Genomic DNA, 17,281 nt, shown 5'->3' with positions numbered 1-17,281 from the left:
AGAAACTTCTTTTATAAGGAGAGCGATCTATTCGTGAATGAAATGACTCATCGTACAAAAACACGTCCAGTTAAAGTCGGTAATTTAACAATTGGCGGTAATAATGAATTAATTATACAAAGTATGACAACAACAAAAACACATGATGTTGAAGCAACAGTTGCTGAAATTAAACGTTTAGAAGAAGCTGGCTGTCAAGTCGTGCGTGTTGCTGTTCCAGACGAACGCGCAGCAAATGCTATTGCTGATATTAAAAAACAAATCAACATTCCACTTGTTGCTGATATTCATTTTGATTATCGCCTTGCTTTAAAAGCAATTGAAGGCGGCATTGATAAAGTACGTATCAATCCAGGTAACATTGGTCGTCGCCATAAAGTAGAAGCTGTTGTAAATGCAGCAAAAGAACGCGGTATTCCAATCCGTATTGGTGTAAACGCAGGTTCATTAGAGCGTCACATTTTAGAAAAATACGGATACCCAACTGCAGATGGTATGGTTGAGAGCGCCTTACATCACATTAAAATTTTAGAGGACTTAGATTTCCACGATATTATCGTATCTATGAAAGCCTCTGATGTTAATTTAGCAATTGAAGCATACGAAAAAGCTGCACGTGCTTTTGATTATCCATTACATTTAGGTATTACAGAATCTGGAACTTTATTTGCCGGAACTGTAAAAAGCGCCGCTGGTCTTGGAGCAATCTTAAATAAAGGTATCGGAAATACATTACGTATTTCATTAAGTGCTGACCCAGTTGAAGAAGTAAAAGTTGCGCGTGAACTATTAAAGTCATTCGGCCTTGCATCTAATGCAGCAACACTTATTTCTTGTCCAACTTGTGGTCGTATTGAAATTGATTTAATTAGCATTGCCAACGAGGTGGAAGAATACATCTCTACACTGCAAGTACCAATTAAAGTTGCAGTACTTGGCTGCGCTGTAAATGGTCCTGGTGAAGCTCGTGAAGCTGATATCGGTATTGCCGGTGCACGTGGAGAAGGTCTATTATTCCGCAAAGGGCAAGTTGTTCGTAAAGTACCAGAAGAGATAATGGTAGAAGAACTGAAAAAAGAAATCGACGTAATTGCTGCTGAAATGGCTGCTGAACGAGAAAAAGAAAAAGAAGCACAAGAACAATAAAAAAAAGGTTGCCCACAATGTTGGTGAGCAACCTTTTTCCTATGTAAAAAAGCTCGTCAGTTATATAACTGACGAGCTTTTACTTTGCACATTTTGGACAACGGCCGTATATTTCAAACTTATGACCTGTTACTTCATAACCGTTAAAATCTTTATTCATAAAATCCATCGGGCAGGAAGTGATTTCTTTCGTTCCCCCGCAATCTAAACAAATAAAATGGTGATGATGTTCCATAATAGAGCATGTAAAACGAAAATGTTTTTCACCATTTAATTCTGTTTGTTCTAAAACACCAATTTCAGCAAACACCGTTAAGTTACGATATATTGTATCAAAGCTAAGACCTGGATAATCATCCTTCATATGCTCTAAAACATCTTTCGCCGTTAAATAACGATTGTGAGCTGCAAATAACCTGAGCATTTCTTCCCTTTTCCCAGTATGTTTGTATCCTTTATCTTTCATTAGGCGTAAAGCTTCTGTTAGATTCATATCTATCCCTACTTTATGCAGTTTTTTTCTTCTTCCATAAAATCGCACCAATTAAAATAAGAACTGCTATCATAACAATTGTACCACCTGGTGCTAGATCAAGTTGATACGAAGCAAACATTCCACCAATTACTGCAATTTCACCAAATAAAATGGAAAAGAAAATTGTTTGTTTAAATCCATTAGCAATACGAATACTCGCTGCAACTGGTAGCGTCATTAACGATGATACGAGAAGAACCCCTACTACACGCATTGATACTGCAATGACAAGCGCAACCAATATAATGAAAATAAAGTGAATCCACTTTGCACTCAAACCGGTTGATACAGCGTATTCCTCATCAAACGATAGTAAAAATAACTCTTTGTATAATAGAGTAATCGTTACAATAACAACAATTGCTACAATGCCGATGATTATTAAATCCGTACTTGTTACAGCACTTACACTACCAAATAAATAACTAAATAAATCTGTGTTAAATCCATTTGCAAGTGAAATAAAAATAACACCAATCCCCATTCCTGCTGAAAGAATAATTGGAATCGCTAATTCTTGATAATGTTTATATACAGTACGTAATTTTTCAATAAGTAACGCCCCACCAATAGAAAAAATCATCCCCATATATAACGGATTTAAAAATCCCCCTGTGAAAATTGTTTTTTCTAGTAATAAACTTGCAGCAATACCCGATAATGTCACGTGACTTAATGCATCTGCAATAAGTGACATACGGCGAATGACAACAAATACACCGATAAGCGGTGCAACAAGTCCTATTAAAATCCCTGCATATAAAGAGTTACGTAAAAAGTCATATTGTAAAAAATCTTGTATCATTATATCCTCCCGTGATGCTCATGCTCGTGTTCTAAACGATGAACATGGTGTCCATATAAAACGGACATTTCTGCATCTTCTAACTCTCGGAACTTTTCTACATTTCCATGGAAATGTAGATGTTGGTTTAGGCATGCAACATGCGTTACTTTCTCGGTAACAGCTCCCATATCATGCGTAACGAGAATTAATGTGATTCCTAACCTTTTGTTTAAATCCTCTAATATCTCATAAAAACTTTCTACATTCTTCACATCGATCCCAACAGTAGGCTCGTCCAAAATAAGTAATTCAGGATTACTAACGAGCGCACGAGCAATAAATACACGCTGTTGCTGTCCACCAGAAAGTTCTCCGATATTACGCCCCTGAAACTCACTCATTCCTACATCAGCAATCGCTTTTTCTACCTTTTCCTTATCGCTTTTCGTAAAAAAGCGAAACAGCCCTTTTTTAGAAACGAGTCCCATTGATACAACTTCAAAAACAGTTGCCGGAAAACCAGAATTAAAGCTATTTGCCTTTTGCGATACATAACCAACTTTGTTCCATTCTTTAAACTTCTTACTATCAACACCAAACAAACGAATACTTCCCTGTTTCGGCTTTAAAACGCCTAATAAACATTTTAACAAGGTTGATTTCCCAGAACCATTTGGTCCAACTAAACCTAAAAAAGCTCCCTTCGGAACTTGCAAATTAATATCTTCTAACACATTTCGATCTTCATATCGAAATGACAATCCTTCTATTTCTAATACATTATTCATAGCATCTCACCTATTTTAATTCAGAATGATTCCGATTTATATCTATTTGAATTATAGTACAGCTTATTATAGTTGTAAACCAATCTGCATAAAATATATCTACTTTTTCAAGAAACCTTACTATTATAACAAAAAGCAGAGAAAAATTCTCTGCTTTCGAAAAATATTACAATTAATCTTTTAGTGAATGGCCGATTTAAACTTACCACCGTTTGTCTCTTGTGTACTCATAATCGTAACAAATGCATTCGCATCAATTTCATACACAATTGATTTTAACTTTGTCACTTCCAGACGCGTTACAACGGCATAAATAACTTCTTTTTCTTTATCCGTGTAACCACCTTTCGCTACAAGCTTTGTAGTTCCACGGCCAAGACGATGTAAAATCGCATTTGATACTTCCTCATATTGATCTGATACAATTAAAACTGCTTTCGTTTCATCTAAACCTTGAATGACTGTATCAATTGTTTTGAATGCGATATAGTACGTCATAACAGAATACATAGCTTGTTCAACACCAAATACAAATGCTGCCCACGCAAAAATGAATAAGTTCACAAACATTACAAATTCGCCAACGGAAAAAGGTAATTTCTTCGTTAATAAAATACCCATAATTTCTGTTCCGTCCATTGATCCACCATGACGAATAACGAGCCCTACACCAAGACCTAAAATAAGACCACCAAACACTGTCGCTAAAATTGGCTCTGTTGTAAATGGCGGAACAGCATGTAACGTTGATTCAATAAACGCTAAAGCTACAATACCGAACGCCGAAGATAGCATGAACGTTTTTCCGATTTGCTTATAACCCGAATACATAAATGGGATATTGAGAATAACGACTAAAGTAGAAAAACTTAACCACCAAATATTAGGAGTAAGATAATCTAATATAAGAGAAATACCAATAATTCCACCATCAATAATTTTATTTGGCATTAAAAATAGTTCAATCGCTACCGCCGCGCATGCTGCCCCAAAAATAATCATAACTAAACGATACATAAGATGGATAACACTTTCTTTTCGATGTTGCTTTTGCTCCATAAGTCCTCCCTATAATCTGTTTCTATAGTTTTGTCCTTTTATTATAACATACGCTTCTTTTTCTCATGAAAAAAGAAACTCTATACGAATATGTACAAGCTACGTACTCATATATTTCGATAGAAGAACGTGTGAAGGAGGATAACTCGATGAACCTCATTAAACAACTTGTAAATAAAAAATTGAATCATATTTCTACAAAAGAGTTATTGAAATATAGTAAAGAATATAAAGTTTCCATTACGACTGCACAAGCTGATCAAATTGTTGTACTTATGAAAGGAAAGAATATTAATATTTACGATAATGACGAACGACTAGAGCTCTTAAAACAAATTGCAAAAGTAACCTCCCCTGCTACTGCCCAACAAGTAAATACTTTATTTCAGCAACTACTAAAATAAGGAGGGGAAAGTCCCCTCCTTATTGCTTATTGCGCTTTAATTTTCTCAAGAAGCCCTTCATCAAAAGTACCATTTTTCAGCATTTCGATTTCTAATTTATATGGCGGCTTCTTATCTTTCTTATCTTCACCTACATATGGCGTTTCAAGAATTTTCGGTACGTGCATTAACTGCGGATGATGCACAATATGATGCAACGCTTTATAACCGATATGACCGAAACCGATATTTTCATGACGGTCCTTTCCTGCGCCGCGTACATTTTTACTATCATTAATATGCAGTACCTGCAAACGATCAATACCGACAATCTTATCAAATTCGTTTAATACACCGTCAAAGTCATTTACAATGTCATATCCTGCATCGTGCGTATGACACGTATCAAAGCATACAGATAGCTTCTCATTATATTTCACACCATCAATAATCTTTGCAATTTCTTCAAAGCTACGACCGCACTCTGTTCCTTTTCCTGCCATCGTTTCTAACGCAATATTAACCGTCTGCTCTGGCGTTAATACTTCATTAAGCCCTTTAATAATTTGTTGAATACCAGCATCCGCTCCTGCACCGACGTGCGCACCTGGGTGAAGAACGATTTGTTTCGCCACACCTAATGCCGATGTTCTTTCAATTTCCATGCGAAGGAAGTCCACACCTAATTGGAAGGTTTCTGGCTTCGTCGTATTCCCGACATTAATAATATATGGCGCATGTACGATAATTTCCTCAATACCGTTTAGTTCCATATGTTTTCTTCCTGCTTCTATATTCAATTCTTCAATTGGTTTTCTTCTTGTATTTTGCGGTGCACCTGTATAAATCATAAACGTCGTTGCACCGTATGAAACAGCCTCTTCACTTGCTGCTAATAACATTTTCTTACCACTCATGGAAACATGAGATCCAATCTTTAACATACAATCACCTCTTCAATATACAATAGATTTAATGATAGCATAATTTGTAGAAATATGTAGTGAATTGTTTGTTCACAAAAAACGCACTACACAAATTCATATGACTATTTAAACAGACTATACTCTTCATTTAAATTGGCTGGATTCAGTGAAACTGTAATCAATATTTTCTATCCATATTGATTACGACTCTCGCAAATAGCTGGGTAAAAAAAAGATAAGGGAAATCCCTTATCTTTTTTTATTGCTATATTTTTTCTTCACTTTGTCACGTTCCGTTGCAAGTTTACGTTTATAGTTTGGTTTTACTTTTTTCGGCTTTTTAATAACTTTTGTTGCCATAACGTCAAGTTCATCATTTGGCTTTTTACGGCTCTTACGACGACGACGCTCACCTAAATCCGCCCACTCATCTCCACGTAAATCTACATGCTTGAACTCAATATTACGTTGTTTTTCTAAACTATCTAACGCTTCTTCGTTTGCTGGATCATAAATTGTCACTGCAATACCTGAATGGCCTGCACGTGCCGTTCTTCCAACGCGGTGAACGAAGAAATCTAAATCTGATGGAAGTTCGTAGTTAATAACATGACTAATTCCTTCAATATCAATACCACGTGCTGCTAAATCAGTTGCAACAATATATTGGAATTCAAGATCACGAATTTGTTTCATCATTTTTTTACGATCACGCGGTGATAAATCTCCGTGAATTCGTCCAACTTTTAGACCACGTTCCATTAATCCGTCAGCAACCTGATCCGCCATCTTCTTCGTATTCGTGAAAACAACTGCTAAATACGGTTTAAATTGTAGCAACATTTTATTCACTAAATCGATTTTGTTACGATGTTTAGAAGGTACTAAATAATGCTCAATATTTCCAGCCGCAACTTGTTTTGGATTGATATGAATGTGCTCTGGATTCTCCATATATTTCTTCAGAAACGGTTTTAGTTTTTGAGGAATTGTTGCAGAGAAAACTAGCATTTGTAAGTTTTTAGGCATGCGTGCTGCAATTTTGTCTACATCATGAATGAATCCCATATCAAGCATTAAGTCTGCTTCATCGACAATAATCGTATTTGCTTTATGAACAAATAGCGCTTGTGCTTCTACTAAGTCTTTAATACGTCCTGGTGTTCCAACTACAATATGAGGTTGTTTTTTCAACTTTTCAATTGATCGTTGTTTATCAGTTCCACCAATTAAACAACGTGCTGTAATTATTTGATCTTCCGCACAGAACTTTGTTAATTTCACGATTTCTTCGTAAATTTGTTGTGCTAACTCACGAGTAGGCGCTGTAATAACAAGTTGTACTTCTTCACGACTTGGATTAATTCTGTTTAATGTAGGAAGTAAGTATGCATGTGTTTTCCCAGAACCTGTTTGGGATTGTCCAATTACACTTACACCTTTTTTCACGACCGGGAAAATTTTCTGTTGAATTCCTGTCGGCTCTGTAAAGCGTAGTTCACGAACTGCATCTATTAAAAATGGTTTAAAATCATACTGTGTAAAAGTTTGTTGTGTCATAAGTTACACCTTCTTTCTAAATTTCTACTGCGCGCACAAATCAGTCAAGTCTACATTATATCGAAATCTACAAGTAAAATCCATCTTTAGTTTAGGTTTTTAATTCAAAAACTAACCTTCTTCCCTCTTATTGCATATTGTATGTGTATATACCTAACTGAAGAAAGGAGGATTTCTCACATGTTTCCAAAATCTCCCACAAGGCAAATGTATCCGAATCCAGGCCAACGACCTTATACACCATATCCAATTCCACAACTACCACCGATGGCACAAAAAAAGAAAGGGTTCCTTGCTAAACTCTTTAAAAAACACGATCCAACCGAATCTTTCATGCAAATGGTTCCGCCTTATCGACAAATAGAAGGGCAGACACCAATGATGCACCAACACCAGCAACCGCCACCCCAATATCAACAGCAATACCAACAGCAATATCAACAACAATACCAACAGCGATATCAACAACAATACCCACAGCAATATCAACAGCAATATCAACCATACATGCAGCAGCATCCCGAGCAAATGATCCCCCCTCAAATGTATGAATCAAATGAAACGCGCGGCGGTGCAGCAACTACAGCAGCATCAAGCAGCGGTATAGGCAGTTTTTTTGCAAATTTAATTTCGAATCCAACTAATATGATAAACAATATAGAAAAAGTATCCCAAGTCGTTCAATCTGTAAGTCCTGTCGTCGAACAGTACGGTCCCATTATGCGTAACCTACCAAGCATTGTTAAAATCCTCACCTCTGGAAAAAGTACGGAAGAAGATCCAGCCGAAGATCAAACTGAAGATTTGACAGAAAAGGTTGAGGTAGCAACTTCACCTCCTCCACACAAAAAAAGAAAAAGAAAAAAAATAGTGATTGAACCAGCCATAGAAAAAGAAGTACGAGAGGAGCCCGTTCAAAAAATAGCAACAAAACCAAAACTGTATGTGTAACAATCCTTTGTTTTCTATCCACTCCTCCTTTATAATGTAAAAGACTATGCACAAAAGTATCCCTTGTTTAGAAGGAGAGGATTACTCATATGAAAATTGTTAAAATTTCCCCTCGTGGTTATTGCTACGGTGTTGTGGATGCGATGGTTATTGCACGTAACGCCGCATTAGATACATCATTACCAAGACCTATTTATATTTTAGGTATGATCGTTCACAACAAACATGTAACAGATGCATTCGAAGAAGATGGCATCATTACATTAGACGGTCCAAGTCGATTAGAGATTTTAGATAAAATCGATTCTGGTACTGTTATTTTCACTGCACACGGTGTTTCTCCAGAAGTTAAACAACGTGCAAAAGAAAAAGGTTTAACAACAATTGATGCCACTTGTCCAGATGTTACAAAAACACATGACCTTATTGAAGCAAAAAAAGCTGAAGGTTACCATGTTATTTATATCGGCAAGAAAAATCATCCAGAACCAGAAGGCGCGGTCGGTATTGCACCTGACATCGTTCATCTTATCGAAAGAGCTGATGATTTAAAAACATTAGAAATCCCAACGGATAAAATTTTAGTTACGAATCAAACAACGATGAGTCAATGGGATGTTCAACATTTAATGGAGGACATTCAGAAGAAATTCCCAACAGCTGAATTCCATAAGGAAATTTGTTTAGCAACTCAAGTTCGCCAAGAAGCCGTTGCTAAACAAGCTGATGTTGCAGACTTAACAATTGTTGTTGGTGATCCGAAAAGTAACAACTCAAACCGTTTAGCACAAGTATCACAAGAAATCGCTGGTACGAAAGCATACCGCGTTGCAGACGTAAGTGAAATCAAATTAGAATGGCTACAAGGTGTAGAAAACGTAGCTGTTACAGCAGGCGCTTCTACTCCAACACCAATTACAAAAGAAGTTATTGCTTTCTTAGAGCAGTATGATCCAATGAATCCCGCTACATGGGAGAGAGTTCGAAAAGTACCGTTACAAAAAATATTACCTCGTGTAAAAGTGAAAAAAGAACAATAATAAAAACCGTTGCCTATATGAGCAACGGTTTTTATTTCTTATACAAATGTAAATGGATCTGTATGTAACTGCGAAGCATGAATTTGTACGTTGAGTTTCTTTACATTCGCTTTTTCTTGTAATTGCTTTTGTACACCTTGCTTCATTACTTTTTCAACGTTATGTCCTGGGTCAACTATATTTAAACCGAGCATCATCGCATCATGAGCAACATGATAATACATATCACCTGTTACATATACATCTGCTCCTTTAAATTTAGCTTGATTGATATATTTATTACCATCGCCACCAAGTACAGCTACTTTACGCACTTTTTCATCTAATTTCCCCACAACTCGTGCACCCTTTACATCTAATGATTGCTTTACATGTTCCGCAAACTGTCCGAGTGTCATTTCTTCTTGTAAATAGCCTATTTTTCCAAGCCCTAACGTTTCACCTTTATTATCAAGTGGATACACATCATATGCCACTTCTTCATATGGATGTGCCGTTACCATTGCTTTAGTCACTTTTCGCTGTAGTGAAGCTGGAATAATCGTTTCGATTCGCACTTCTTCTACGCGTTCTAACTGCCCAGTTTCCCCGATATAAGGATTTGTTCCCTCTTGAGGTACAAACGTACCGGTACCCTCGCTGTTAAACGTACAGTGGCTATAATTGCCGATATGACCAGCACCTGCGTCTCCTAATGCTTTTCGTACTTCTTCCGCGTGAGTTACTGGCACAAACACAACGATTTTTTTCATTTCTTCAGCGTATGTCGGTGCCAAAACTTCTGTATTTTGCAATCCTAACGCCTCAGCAAGTAAATCATTTACCCCGCCCTTAGCAACATCCACATTCGTATGCGCTGCATAAATGGCAATATCATTTTTAATACACTTTTCAATAATTTTCCCATATGCCTTATCTGTATGAATCGCTTTTAGCGGGTTAAAAATTAAAGGGTGATGCGCAATAATGACATTCGCTCCTAATTGAATTGCTTCATCCACAACTTCTTCCGTTACATCTAACGCAATTAATACGTGCTGCACGGGTTTATTAAGCGCTCCAATCTGCAGGCCAATCTTATCTCCTTCCATCGCCAAATGTTTCGGATACATACTTTCAAATAAAGAAATAATTTCATGGCCATTTGGAATTTTACTCATGATAAAACCTCCCCTATCATTTTCATTTTCGCTTCTACTTCCGCACGCTTCGCTTTTGTTTCTTCAGAATCAGCCGCACGTTCTAACTGCTTTAAAATATTTTGGAAGTTTTTTAATTCTCCTTCCCACTTTTCAACGAAAGCTTCACTTTTTTCTTTTATTAAAAATGGTCCCATAAACAATTCAGCCTGTTTATTTTCAGAATAAGGAACCGTGATATTTCCTCGTTCCCCTACTAAAATCTCGTAAATTTTCCCATCTTCTTTTACAATTTTTTCATGGATAAGCTCCCATCCATTCTCAATAAACCATTCACGAATGTGATGCGCTGCAATATTCGGCTGTAAAATTAAACGTGTTACACCTTCTAATTTTTCTTTACCACTTTCTAAAATATCACGAATTAACGCTCCGCCCATTCCGGCAACCGTAATTACATCTACTTCTCCTGGCGCGATAACAGCTAATCCATTCCCTTTACGCACATCTACTTTATCTTGTAAGCCACTTTCAGCTACAGTTGCTTGCGCAGAGCGAAATGGTCCATCTACAACCTCTCCTGCAACTGCTTTTGTAGCAATATTATTTATAATTGTATAACACGGTAAATACGCATGATCCGATCCAATATCAGCAACTGTAGATCCTTCTGGTATTTCACGCACAACTTCTTCTAATCGTTTTGAAAGCTTTACTTCATTCATGTATTTCCATTACTCCTTCTCTTGTCAGTCTGTCTCCATGATAATGAATTTATAGTAGTTGTTGCAAGCCCATAACAACAATTCACATCTCCATCATTCATCGTATTTTAGAAAATATAGAAAAACAAGCCCTTTGCATAAGCAAAAGGCTTGTAATACGGAACTTTATTTTTTCTTCGATAACCAATCAGCTACTTTAGCGGCTTGATCAGCTGGAACTATATTCGGTGGCATATTTCCTTTTCCTTTCGAAAGAATTTCTTTAATTTCATCCTTTGAAAGTTTCCCACCAATTTTTTGTAAATTAGGTCCTACCGCCCCTTGTAACTGATCACCGTGACAGCTCGTACAGCTTTGCTTTACAATATCCTCTGGCTTTGATGCTGTTTGTGCTGGCTTCCCGCCATTTTTTGCATCAGCTAACTCTTTAGATTTATTTAGCCCCTCAAATGAAAATACAAACATAACGATAATACCCAATGCTGCAATAAGAGCGAACGGAATCAGCGGATTACGTTTCATATCTCTTCTCCCCCCTCTATACCCCTAAATAGTTAGATGATTCAGTTATTTCCATTGTACTTGAAAACGCTCTATCAGAAAAGAGTAAACTACTAATCGTTAAAAATATTCCATAAATTCAGTTTATTGTTTTTTATTGTTATATCGCTTATTATTTCGATAATTATTAACGTTTCTCATCATATTTTTCACTTTTCTACATATATTTTTGTATAGAATAAACAAAATTAATCGAAAAATCGAAAAATGAGCATTTGCAAATCAAAAGACAATTCTGTAAAATAAATTACAAGAAATTGTAATCGTTGCCGATAGCTAAAGTTTAACAAAAATTAACAAAATAAAAAAGTTTACTTCACAAAGGTGAAGTAAACTTAAAGGTAGCCTATTCTAAGAAATCCTTAAGACGCTTACTACGGCTTGGATGTCTTAATTTACGAAGTGCTTTCGCTTCAATTTGACGGATACGTTCTCTCGTTACGCCGAATACTTTCCCAACTTCTTCAAGCGTACGAGTTCGTCCATCATCTAAACCAAAACGAAGACGTAGAACATTTTCTTCACGATCTGTTAGTGTATCTAACACATCTTCTAATTGTTCTTTTAGCAATTCATACGCTGCATGGTCCGCAGGCGATGTTGCTTCTTGGTCTTCAATGAAATCACCTAAATGGGAGTCATCTTCTTCACCAATCGGTGTTTCAAGAGAAACTGGCTCCTGTGCAATTTTTAAGATTTCGCGTACTTTTTCTGGAGCAAGATCCATTTCTTCACCAATCTCTTCAGGAGATGGTTCGCGTCCTAAATCCTGTAATAATTGACGTTGTACACGAATTAACTTATTAATCGTTTCAACCATATGAACTGGGATACGAATTGTTCTTGCTTGGTCTGCAATCGCACGTGTAATTGCTTGGCGAATCCACCAAGTTGCATACGTACTAAATTTGAAACCTTTACGATAATCGAACTTTTCAACCGCTTTAATTAGACCCATATTCCCTTCTTGGATTAAGTCTAAGAAAAGCATACCACGGCCCACGTAGCGCTTCGCAATACTTACTACAAGACGTAAGTTTGCTTCTGCAAGACGACGTTTCGCTTCTTCATCGCCTTCTTCAATACGCGTTGCAAGTCGAATCTCTTCTTCTGCAGATAGTAAGTCTACACGACCAATTTCTTTTAAATACATACGAACAGGATCGTTAATTTTAACCCCTGGTGGTACACTTAAATCATTGAGGTCAAATTCTTCTTCCGATTTTGCTATTTGGCGATTATTAGGGCCTTCGTCGTTGTCATTGTCGCCAACTAAGTCAATCCCTTGTTCACCTAAATATTCATAGTATTCATCCATTTGATCGGATTCAATTTCAAATCCATTCATGCGTTCTGCAATCTCTTCATATGTAAGAACGCCACGTTTTTTTCCGAGCTCAGTGAGTTGTTCTTTCACTTGCTCAAGGGTCATTTCAGTTTCAATTTGTTTAGAACGAGCTGGTTTGTCAGCCATCTGTTCCCCTCCTTACGCGAGATACAAACATTCATTATACTAAAAATTTATCAAAAAAGCTATTTTCTCGCTTTTTGATTTTGTAAATATGCTACATAATATTTAGCAGCCTCTACAGGATCTGTTTTTTCCATTTGTTTTATCTTGAAGATGATTTCCATCTTTTCAAGTTTTTCTTGATGACGTCTAAGCGTCTCCAAATGGCCTTGCAACACTTCTTCTGTGTATTCTGGATTAATAAATTCATCCGTCGAAATATCAGTGATAATATTTTTCAACTTTTCATCAGAGAGCCAACTTAAAAATGTTCCGACTGAAGGTTCATTTCCCTTTTCATAATATGCGTATAGTTCATATAAAATCCCTTTATGTTCTTCTGTATGAAAATCTTCTATGTGGGATTCCATACGAACAGCCACTTCTGGACTTTGCAACATATGGTAAATAATTTCTCTTTCTGCCCTTTCAAAACCTGTTAACTTCGGTTTTGTTTGAACAATTTGAGACGGCTTAGAAACCTGCTTTACTTGTTTTTGCTGTACCTTTTGTTCTTTGCGATATTGGTGCAATTGATTCAAAAGTGTTTCCATTGAATACGAAAATTCTTGCGATAATGACTTCAAATATGATTCTGCCTGCATCGCATCCTGTAACAACGATAACTCTTTTAAAACACTTTTCACATACTCTTCTTTGCCAGACTCATCTTGCAAATTTTTCCCTAAACGCAAATAATTTATTTTAAAACCAACAAAACTTATACTTGATTTCACAAGATTTTCAAAAGCAGTTGTCCCATATTGTTGCACATATTCATCAGGATCAAGCTTATCTGGCAAGGATGTAACTTTCACTTGGCAACCAACTTGCAACAATAATTGCCCTGCTTTCATCGTCGCTTCTCGCCCTGCTTTATCACCATCATAGCAAAGAACAACAGTTTCAACGTTACGTCGCAGAAGTTTTGCTTGTTCTTCAGTTAAAGCTGTTCCCATTGTCGCAACAGCTTCTTCCACACCACTTTTTACTGCAGCTAGTACGTCAGCATATCCTTCCAAAAGGACCACCTGTCCACGTTTTCTAATAAACGGCCTCGCTTGGTGGAAGTTATATAACAATTTACTTTTGTGAAAAATCGGTGTTTCAGGGCTATTTAAATATTTCGGAGTGTCATCTCCTAACGCCCTTCCACTAAACGCTATCACTTTACCTTGTAACGTATAGATCGGGAACATAACCCTTCCACGGAAGCGGTCATAATGACTACCATCCTTCTCGCTTCTTATGAGAAGACCAGCTTGTTCCATACTTGACAGCGATAAACCTCTTTTTTGCAAAATTTTCGTTGCTGCATCCCAAGCAGGTGACGCATAACCAATTTCAAACTTCTCAATCATCTCTTTTGTAATACCACGTTTTAACAAATACGAAAGTGCTTCATTTCCTTCTTCTGTATTTACTAATAAATGATGATAATACTTTTTCAAAAGTTCATGAGCTTGTTGCATGATGACAGTGTCATCAGATATGTCTTCTTGTTGTCCTTGCCCTGATGTATACTCTGCAACCGCAATTCCATTTCTTTCACCTAGCTTTTGAACAGCCTCGGTAAAAGCCAGTCCTTCCATTTTCATTAGAAAGGAAAATACATTTCCACCCTCTCCACATCCGAAGCAATGAAAAATTTGCTTATCAGATGAAACAGAGAATGAAGGAGAATTCTCACCATGAAATGGACAAAGGCCGAAATAGTTACGCCCCTGTTTTCTAAGTTGAACGTATTCACCAATCACTTCTACAATATCGGATGACGTCCGAATCTGTTCAACAACTTCTTCGGGAATTCTGTTCCCCATAACTCCATCTCCGTGTCGTAATTTGTATTCGATATAAATTTAAAAATTCCTTTATAATTCGACAATATTTTTCTAAACTTATTAGAAAGTGTTGTCGATCACGTTATCAAACGATTTTGCAGACCTTTTCTGCGCAACTTCGCAGATACGTACCTACTATATAAAATTGTATCCATTTGCTCATCTATTACAAATGTACCTCCTAGAGACAATACATACGCACTTTTTTACAAGAAGACTAGCAAGCACTATATACTATGTGATCACGCGATCTGTTTCTTTTGCATGTTGATACATATAAAGAAATCAACTTTAGCTTATTCAGTATCTGCATAGATCCAATTTCCCTTGCCGCTTCCTTAAACGATGAGCATACGATGTGACAAACAAAATTTCGACATGAAATTTCGTTCCAGCTTGCACAATTTTCAGCCTTCACAGGATATGCATCTGCATCAACTCATACGATCTTGATGTTTTGCATATTTCTGTATTCTACATCCCTTCTGCGAATCCTTCCATAATGTGCGTTTTCTTGTATAGATTTTGTCGATTTAACGTAATTACATGTCTTTTCGTAAATCCTATCCCTAGTTTATTCTGAAAAATTAAAGTCTAAACGTAAAATATAGGTTTTTATCACAATTTTTTATTATAATATATTTTCTTCAACTACGCTACATATCCCTTTATTTTTTCATCTTCTATTTCAGGATAACGAAACCTTACCTTTAACATAATAAAATGACAGAAGAATATAAGTATAACCACTCTGCTATAATCTATTACGAAATCAACAGGCATTGTGTTTCTCACGAGCGAAAAAAGCACATTCACCTTTGGTAAATGTGCTAAAACATTTTTTGGTTTTGCACTGCATTCACAATAATGTTAGCTGTTTCTTCAATCGCCTTATTCGATACATCAATTACTTGACAATTTATTTTACCAACTACATTCTCAAAGTGATCAATTTCTTCTTTAATACGATTAATATTGGCATATGTTGCACCGTCACTTAGTCCAAGTGATTTCAATCGCTCTTTTCGAATATGATTCAACTTATCTGGCGTAATTTTCAAACCGAAACATTTTTCTTTTGCCACTTGATATAATTCCTCAGGTGGATCCACTTCTGGTACAAGTGGTACATTGGCAACTTTCAAACGTTTGTTATGCGCTAAATATTGAGAAAGTGGCGTTTTTGATGTACGCGAAATCCCAATCAACACGATATCCGCTTTTAAAATACCGCGCGCATCTCTACCATCATCATACTTTACAGCAAACTCAATTGCTTCAATCTTTTTAAAATATTCTTCATCTAATCTACGAACAACACCCGGCTCGTATCTCGGCACTTGCCCTGTAATTTCTTCAATTTGATCGATTAGAGGTCCGATAATATCATACGCCTCTACGCCTTCTTTTGCAGCCTCTGTCACTAAATACTGACGCATGTCAGGTTTTACTAACGTAAAACAAATAAGCGCTTGATTGCTCTTAGCAATCGAAATCACTTCTTTTAATGTCCCTGTATCTTCTACATACGGTACACGTCTAATATCAGGAGCAAATGGGAATTGCCCCATTGCTGCTCGAACAACCAAATCAGCCGTTTCTCCGACAGAGTCAGATACGACATATACGATTTTATTATCCATTACATTACCTCACTTTAAACAAATTACACTTATTCGTTATTTACTAAGTTTACAAACGCACGTGTAATATTTGTTTTTGTAATTCGTCCAATCACTTCTAAACCTTGTTTCGTATCTTTTACAACTGGCATCGCATCAATCTGTCTTTCTATTAATTCCATCGCAATATCATATAAAGAATCTTCTCTACGACACATCGCAATGTTTGGCATCCTTGTCATGATAATATTAACCGGAAGAGAGGTTAAATCCTGCTTTCCTAAGCTAGCTCGTAATAAATCTTTACGAGATACAACACCAACTAATAGAGTCGATTGATCTACAACGAATAATGTACCTACATCCTCTAAAAACATCGTACAAATTGCATCGTATACTGATACATTTTTATCAATTACAACTGGTCTAGATTGATAATCTTGTACTTTAATTTTCTTAACAGCTTCAGATAATAGCTGTCCCCCAGTTTTTCCCGTATAAAAATAACCTACGCGTGGACGCGCTTCTAAATAACCAGCCATCGTTAAAATTGCTAAGTCTGGTCTTAGCGTTGCACGTGTTAATCCCAATTGCGCAGCAATTGACTCCCCTGTAATAGGACCGTGATCTTTTACAATCTGAATGATATGTTCCTGCCGTTTATTCAGCTCTATGATAATCACCACCTTTAATGCACAACGAAAAAAG

17 protein-coding genes are annotated in these 17,281 nt (G+C 36.6%); 4 read left to right on the top strand and 13 right to left on the bottom strand.

Annotated features, from left to right (window positions below):
• Window positions 1–42 precede the first annotated feature (42 nt).
• A complete protein-coding gene (gene ispG, locus DN390_RS05395; protein WP_140350543.1) occupies window positions 43–1,146 on the top strand; it encodes a flavodoxin-dependent (E)-4-hydroxy-3-methylbut-2-enyl-diphosphate synthase in 1,104 nt (367 codons plus the stop codon).
• Between the two features lie 79 nt (window positions 1,147–1,225).
• Here the strand turns inward: ispG and DN390_RS05390 are convergent, their stop codons facing one another.
• From DN390_RS05390 to DN390_RS05375, 4 genes are all read right to left on the bottom strand, one after another.
• On the bottom strand, window positions 1,226–1,639 hold the full coding sequence (locus DN390_RS05390) for a Fur family transcriptional regulator (RefSeq protein ID WP_001054512.1): 414 nt from the start codon (window positions 1,637–1,639) through the stop codon (window positions 1,226–1,228).
• A 13-nt stretch (window positions 1,640–1,652) separates the two neighbouring features.
• Complete coding sequence (locus tag DN390_RS05385; RefSeq protein WP_000613823.1) at window positions 1,653–2,486, bottom strand: metal ABC transporter permease; 834 nt, start codon at window positions 2,484–2,486, stop codon at window positions 1,653–1,655.
• Complete coding sequence (locus DN390_RS05380; protein ID WP_063222937.1) at window positions 2,486–3,256, bottom strand: metal ABC transporter ATP-binding protein; 771 nt, start codon at window positions 3,254–3,256, stop codon at window positions 2,486–2,488. Before DN390_RS05380 ends, DN390_RS05385 begins: the two co-directional genes overlap by 1 nt.
• Before the next feature lie 180 nt (window positions 3,257–3,436).
• Complete coding sequence (locus DN390_RS05375) at window positions 3,437–4,315, bottom strand: YitT family protein (RefSeq protein ID WP_000435966.1); 879 nt, start codon at window positions 4,313–4,315, stop codon at window positions 3,437–3,439.
• 149 nt (window positions 4,316–4,464) lie between these two features.
• On the opposite strand from DN390_RS05375, the gene DN390_RS05370 reads away from it, so the two are divergent.
• Window positions 4,465–4,719: a DUF2624 domain-containing protein gene (locus tag DN390_RS05370; protein WP_097950552.1), complete on the top strand. Its 255-nt coding sequence runs from the start codon at window positions 4,465–4,467 to the stop codon at window positions 4,717–4,719.
• A gap of 26 nt (window positions 4,720–4,745) precedes the next feature.
• On the opposite strand, the gene DN390_RS05365 is transcribed toward DN390_RS05370, so the two are convergent.
• The gene (locus DN390_RS05365; RefSeq protein WP_000912460.1) at window positions 4,746–5,642 is read right to left on the bottom strand and encodes a deoxyribonuclease IV; all 897 of its coding nucleotides are present in this window, start codon (window positions 5,640–5,642) and stop codon (window positions 4,746–4,748) included.
• Window positions 5,643–5,873: 231 nt separating this feature from the next.
• A complete protein-coding gene (locus DN390_RS05360; protein ID WP_060632293.1) occupies window positions 5,874–7,184 on the bottom strand; it encodes a DEAD/DEAH box helicase in 1,311 nt (436 codons plus the stop codon).
• A gap of 180 nt (window positions 7,185–7,364) precedes the next feature.
• Here DN390_RS05360 and vrrA point away from each other — a divergent pair, with 180 nt between their 5' ends.
• Window positions 7,365–8,135, top strand: a complete 771-nt coding sequence (gene vrrA, locus DN390_RS05355; protein WP_147806756.1) for a VrrA/YqfQ family protein — start codon at window positions 7,365–7,367, stop codon at window positions 8,133–8,135.
• 89 nt (window positions 8,136–8,224) lie between these two features.
• Window positions 8,225–9,175 carry a 4-hydroxy-3-methylbut-2-enyl diphosphate reductase gene (locus DN390_RS05350; RefSeq protein ID WP_000706673.1) on the top strand — a complete coding sequence of 317 codons (951 nt, stop codon included), beginning with the start codon at window positions 8,225–8,227 and terminating at the stop codon, window positions 9,173–9,175.
• Between the two features lie 38 nt (window positions 9,176–9,213).
• Here DN390_RS05350 and DN390_RS05345 read toward each other — a convergent pair whose 3' ends face one another.
• The 7 genes from DN390_RS05345 to DN390_RS05315 form a co-directional block, all read right to left on the bottom strand.
• Window positions 9,214–10,335, bottom strand: a complete 1,122-nt coding sequence (locus DN390_RS05345) for a Nif3-like dinuclear metal center hexameric protein (protein WP_147806755.1) — start codon at window positions 10,333–10,335, stop codon at window positions 9,214–9,216.
• Complete coding sequence (locus DN390_RS05340) at window positions 10,332–11,039, bottom strand: tRNA (adenine(22)-N(1))-methyltransferase (RefSeq protein ID WP_147806754.1); 708 nt, start codon at window positions 11,037–11,039, stop codon at window positions 10,332–10,334. The genes DN390_RS05345 and DN390_RS05340 overlap by 4 nt, the downstream gene beginning before the upstream one ends.
• Before the next feature lie 165 nt (window positions 11,040–11,204).
• Entirely contained in the window at window positions 11,205–11,561 is a 357-nt protein-coding gene (cccA, locus tag DN390_RS05335; RefSeq protein WP_060632297.1) for a cytochrome c550, read from the bottom strand.
• Window positions 11,562–11,946: 385 nt separating this feature from the next.
• Window positions 11,947–13,074 carry an RNA polymerase sigma factor RpoD gene (gene rpoD, locus DN390_RS05330; protein ID WP_000764060.1) on the bottom strand — a complete coding sequence of 376 codons (1,128 nt, stop codon included), beginning with the start codon at window positions 13,072–13,074 and terminating at the stop codon, window positions 11,947–11,949.
• A gap of 59 nt (window positions 13,075–13,133) precedes the next feature.
• On the bottom strand, window positions 13,134–14,930 hold the full coding sequence (dnaG, locus tag DN390_RS05325) for a DNA primase (protein ID WP_060632298.1): 1,797 nt from the start codon (window positions 14,928–14,930) through the stop codon (window positions 13,134–13,136).
• 851 nt (window positions 14,931–15,781) lie between these two features.
• Window positions 15,782–16,594, bottom strand: a complete 813-nt coding sequence (locus DN390_RS05320) for a pyruvate, water dikinase regulatory protein (RefSeq protein ID WP_060632300.1) — start codon at window positions 16,592–16,594, stop codon at window positions 15,782–15,784.
• A gap of 29 nt (window positions 16,595–16,623) precedes the next feature.
• Entirely contained in the window at window positions 16,624–17,256 is a 633-nt protein-coding gene (locus DN390_RS05315; RefSeq protein ID WP_000583758.1) for a transcriptional regulator CcpN, read from the bottom strand.
• Window positions 17,257–17,281: the final 25 nt, after the last annotated feature.

The organism is Bacillus sp. SH7-1 (assembly GCF_008042405.1).
Classification (GTDB): Bacteria; Bacillota; Bacilli; order Bacillales; family Bacillaceae_G; genus Bacillus_A; species Bacillus_A thuringiensis_N.
Note: the sequence above shows the minus strand (reverse complement) of the source record. Positions and strands in the feature narration are given on the sequence as shown.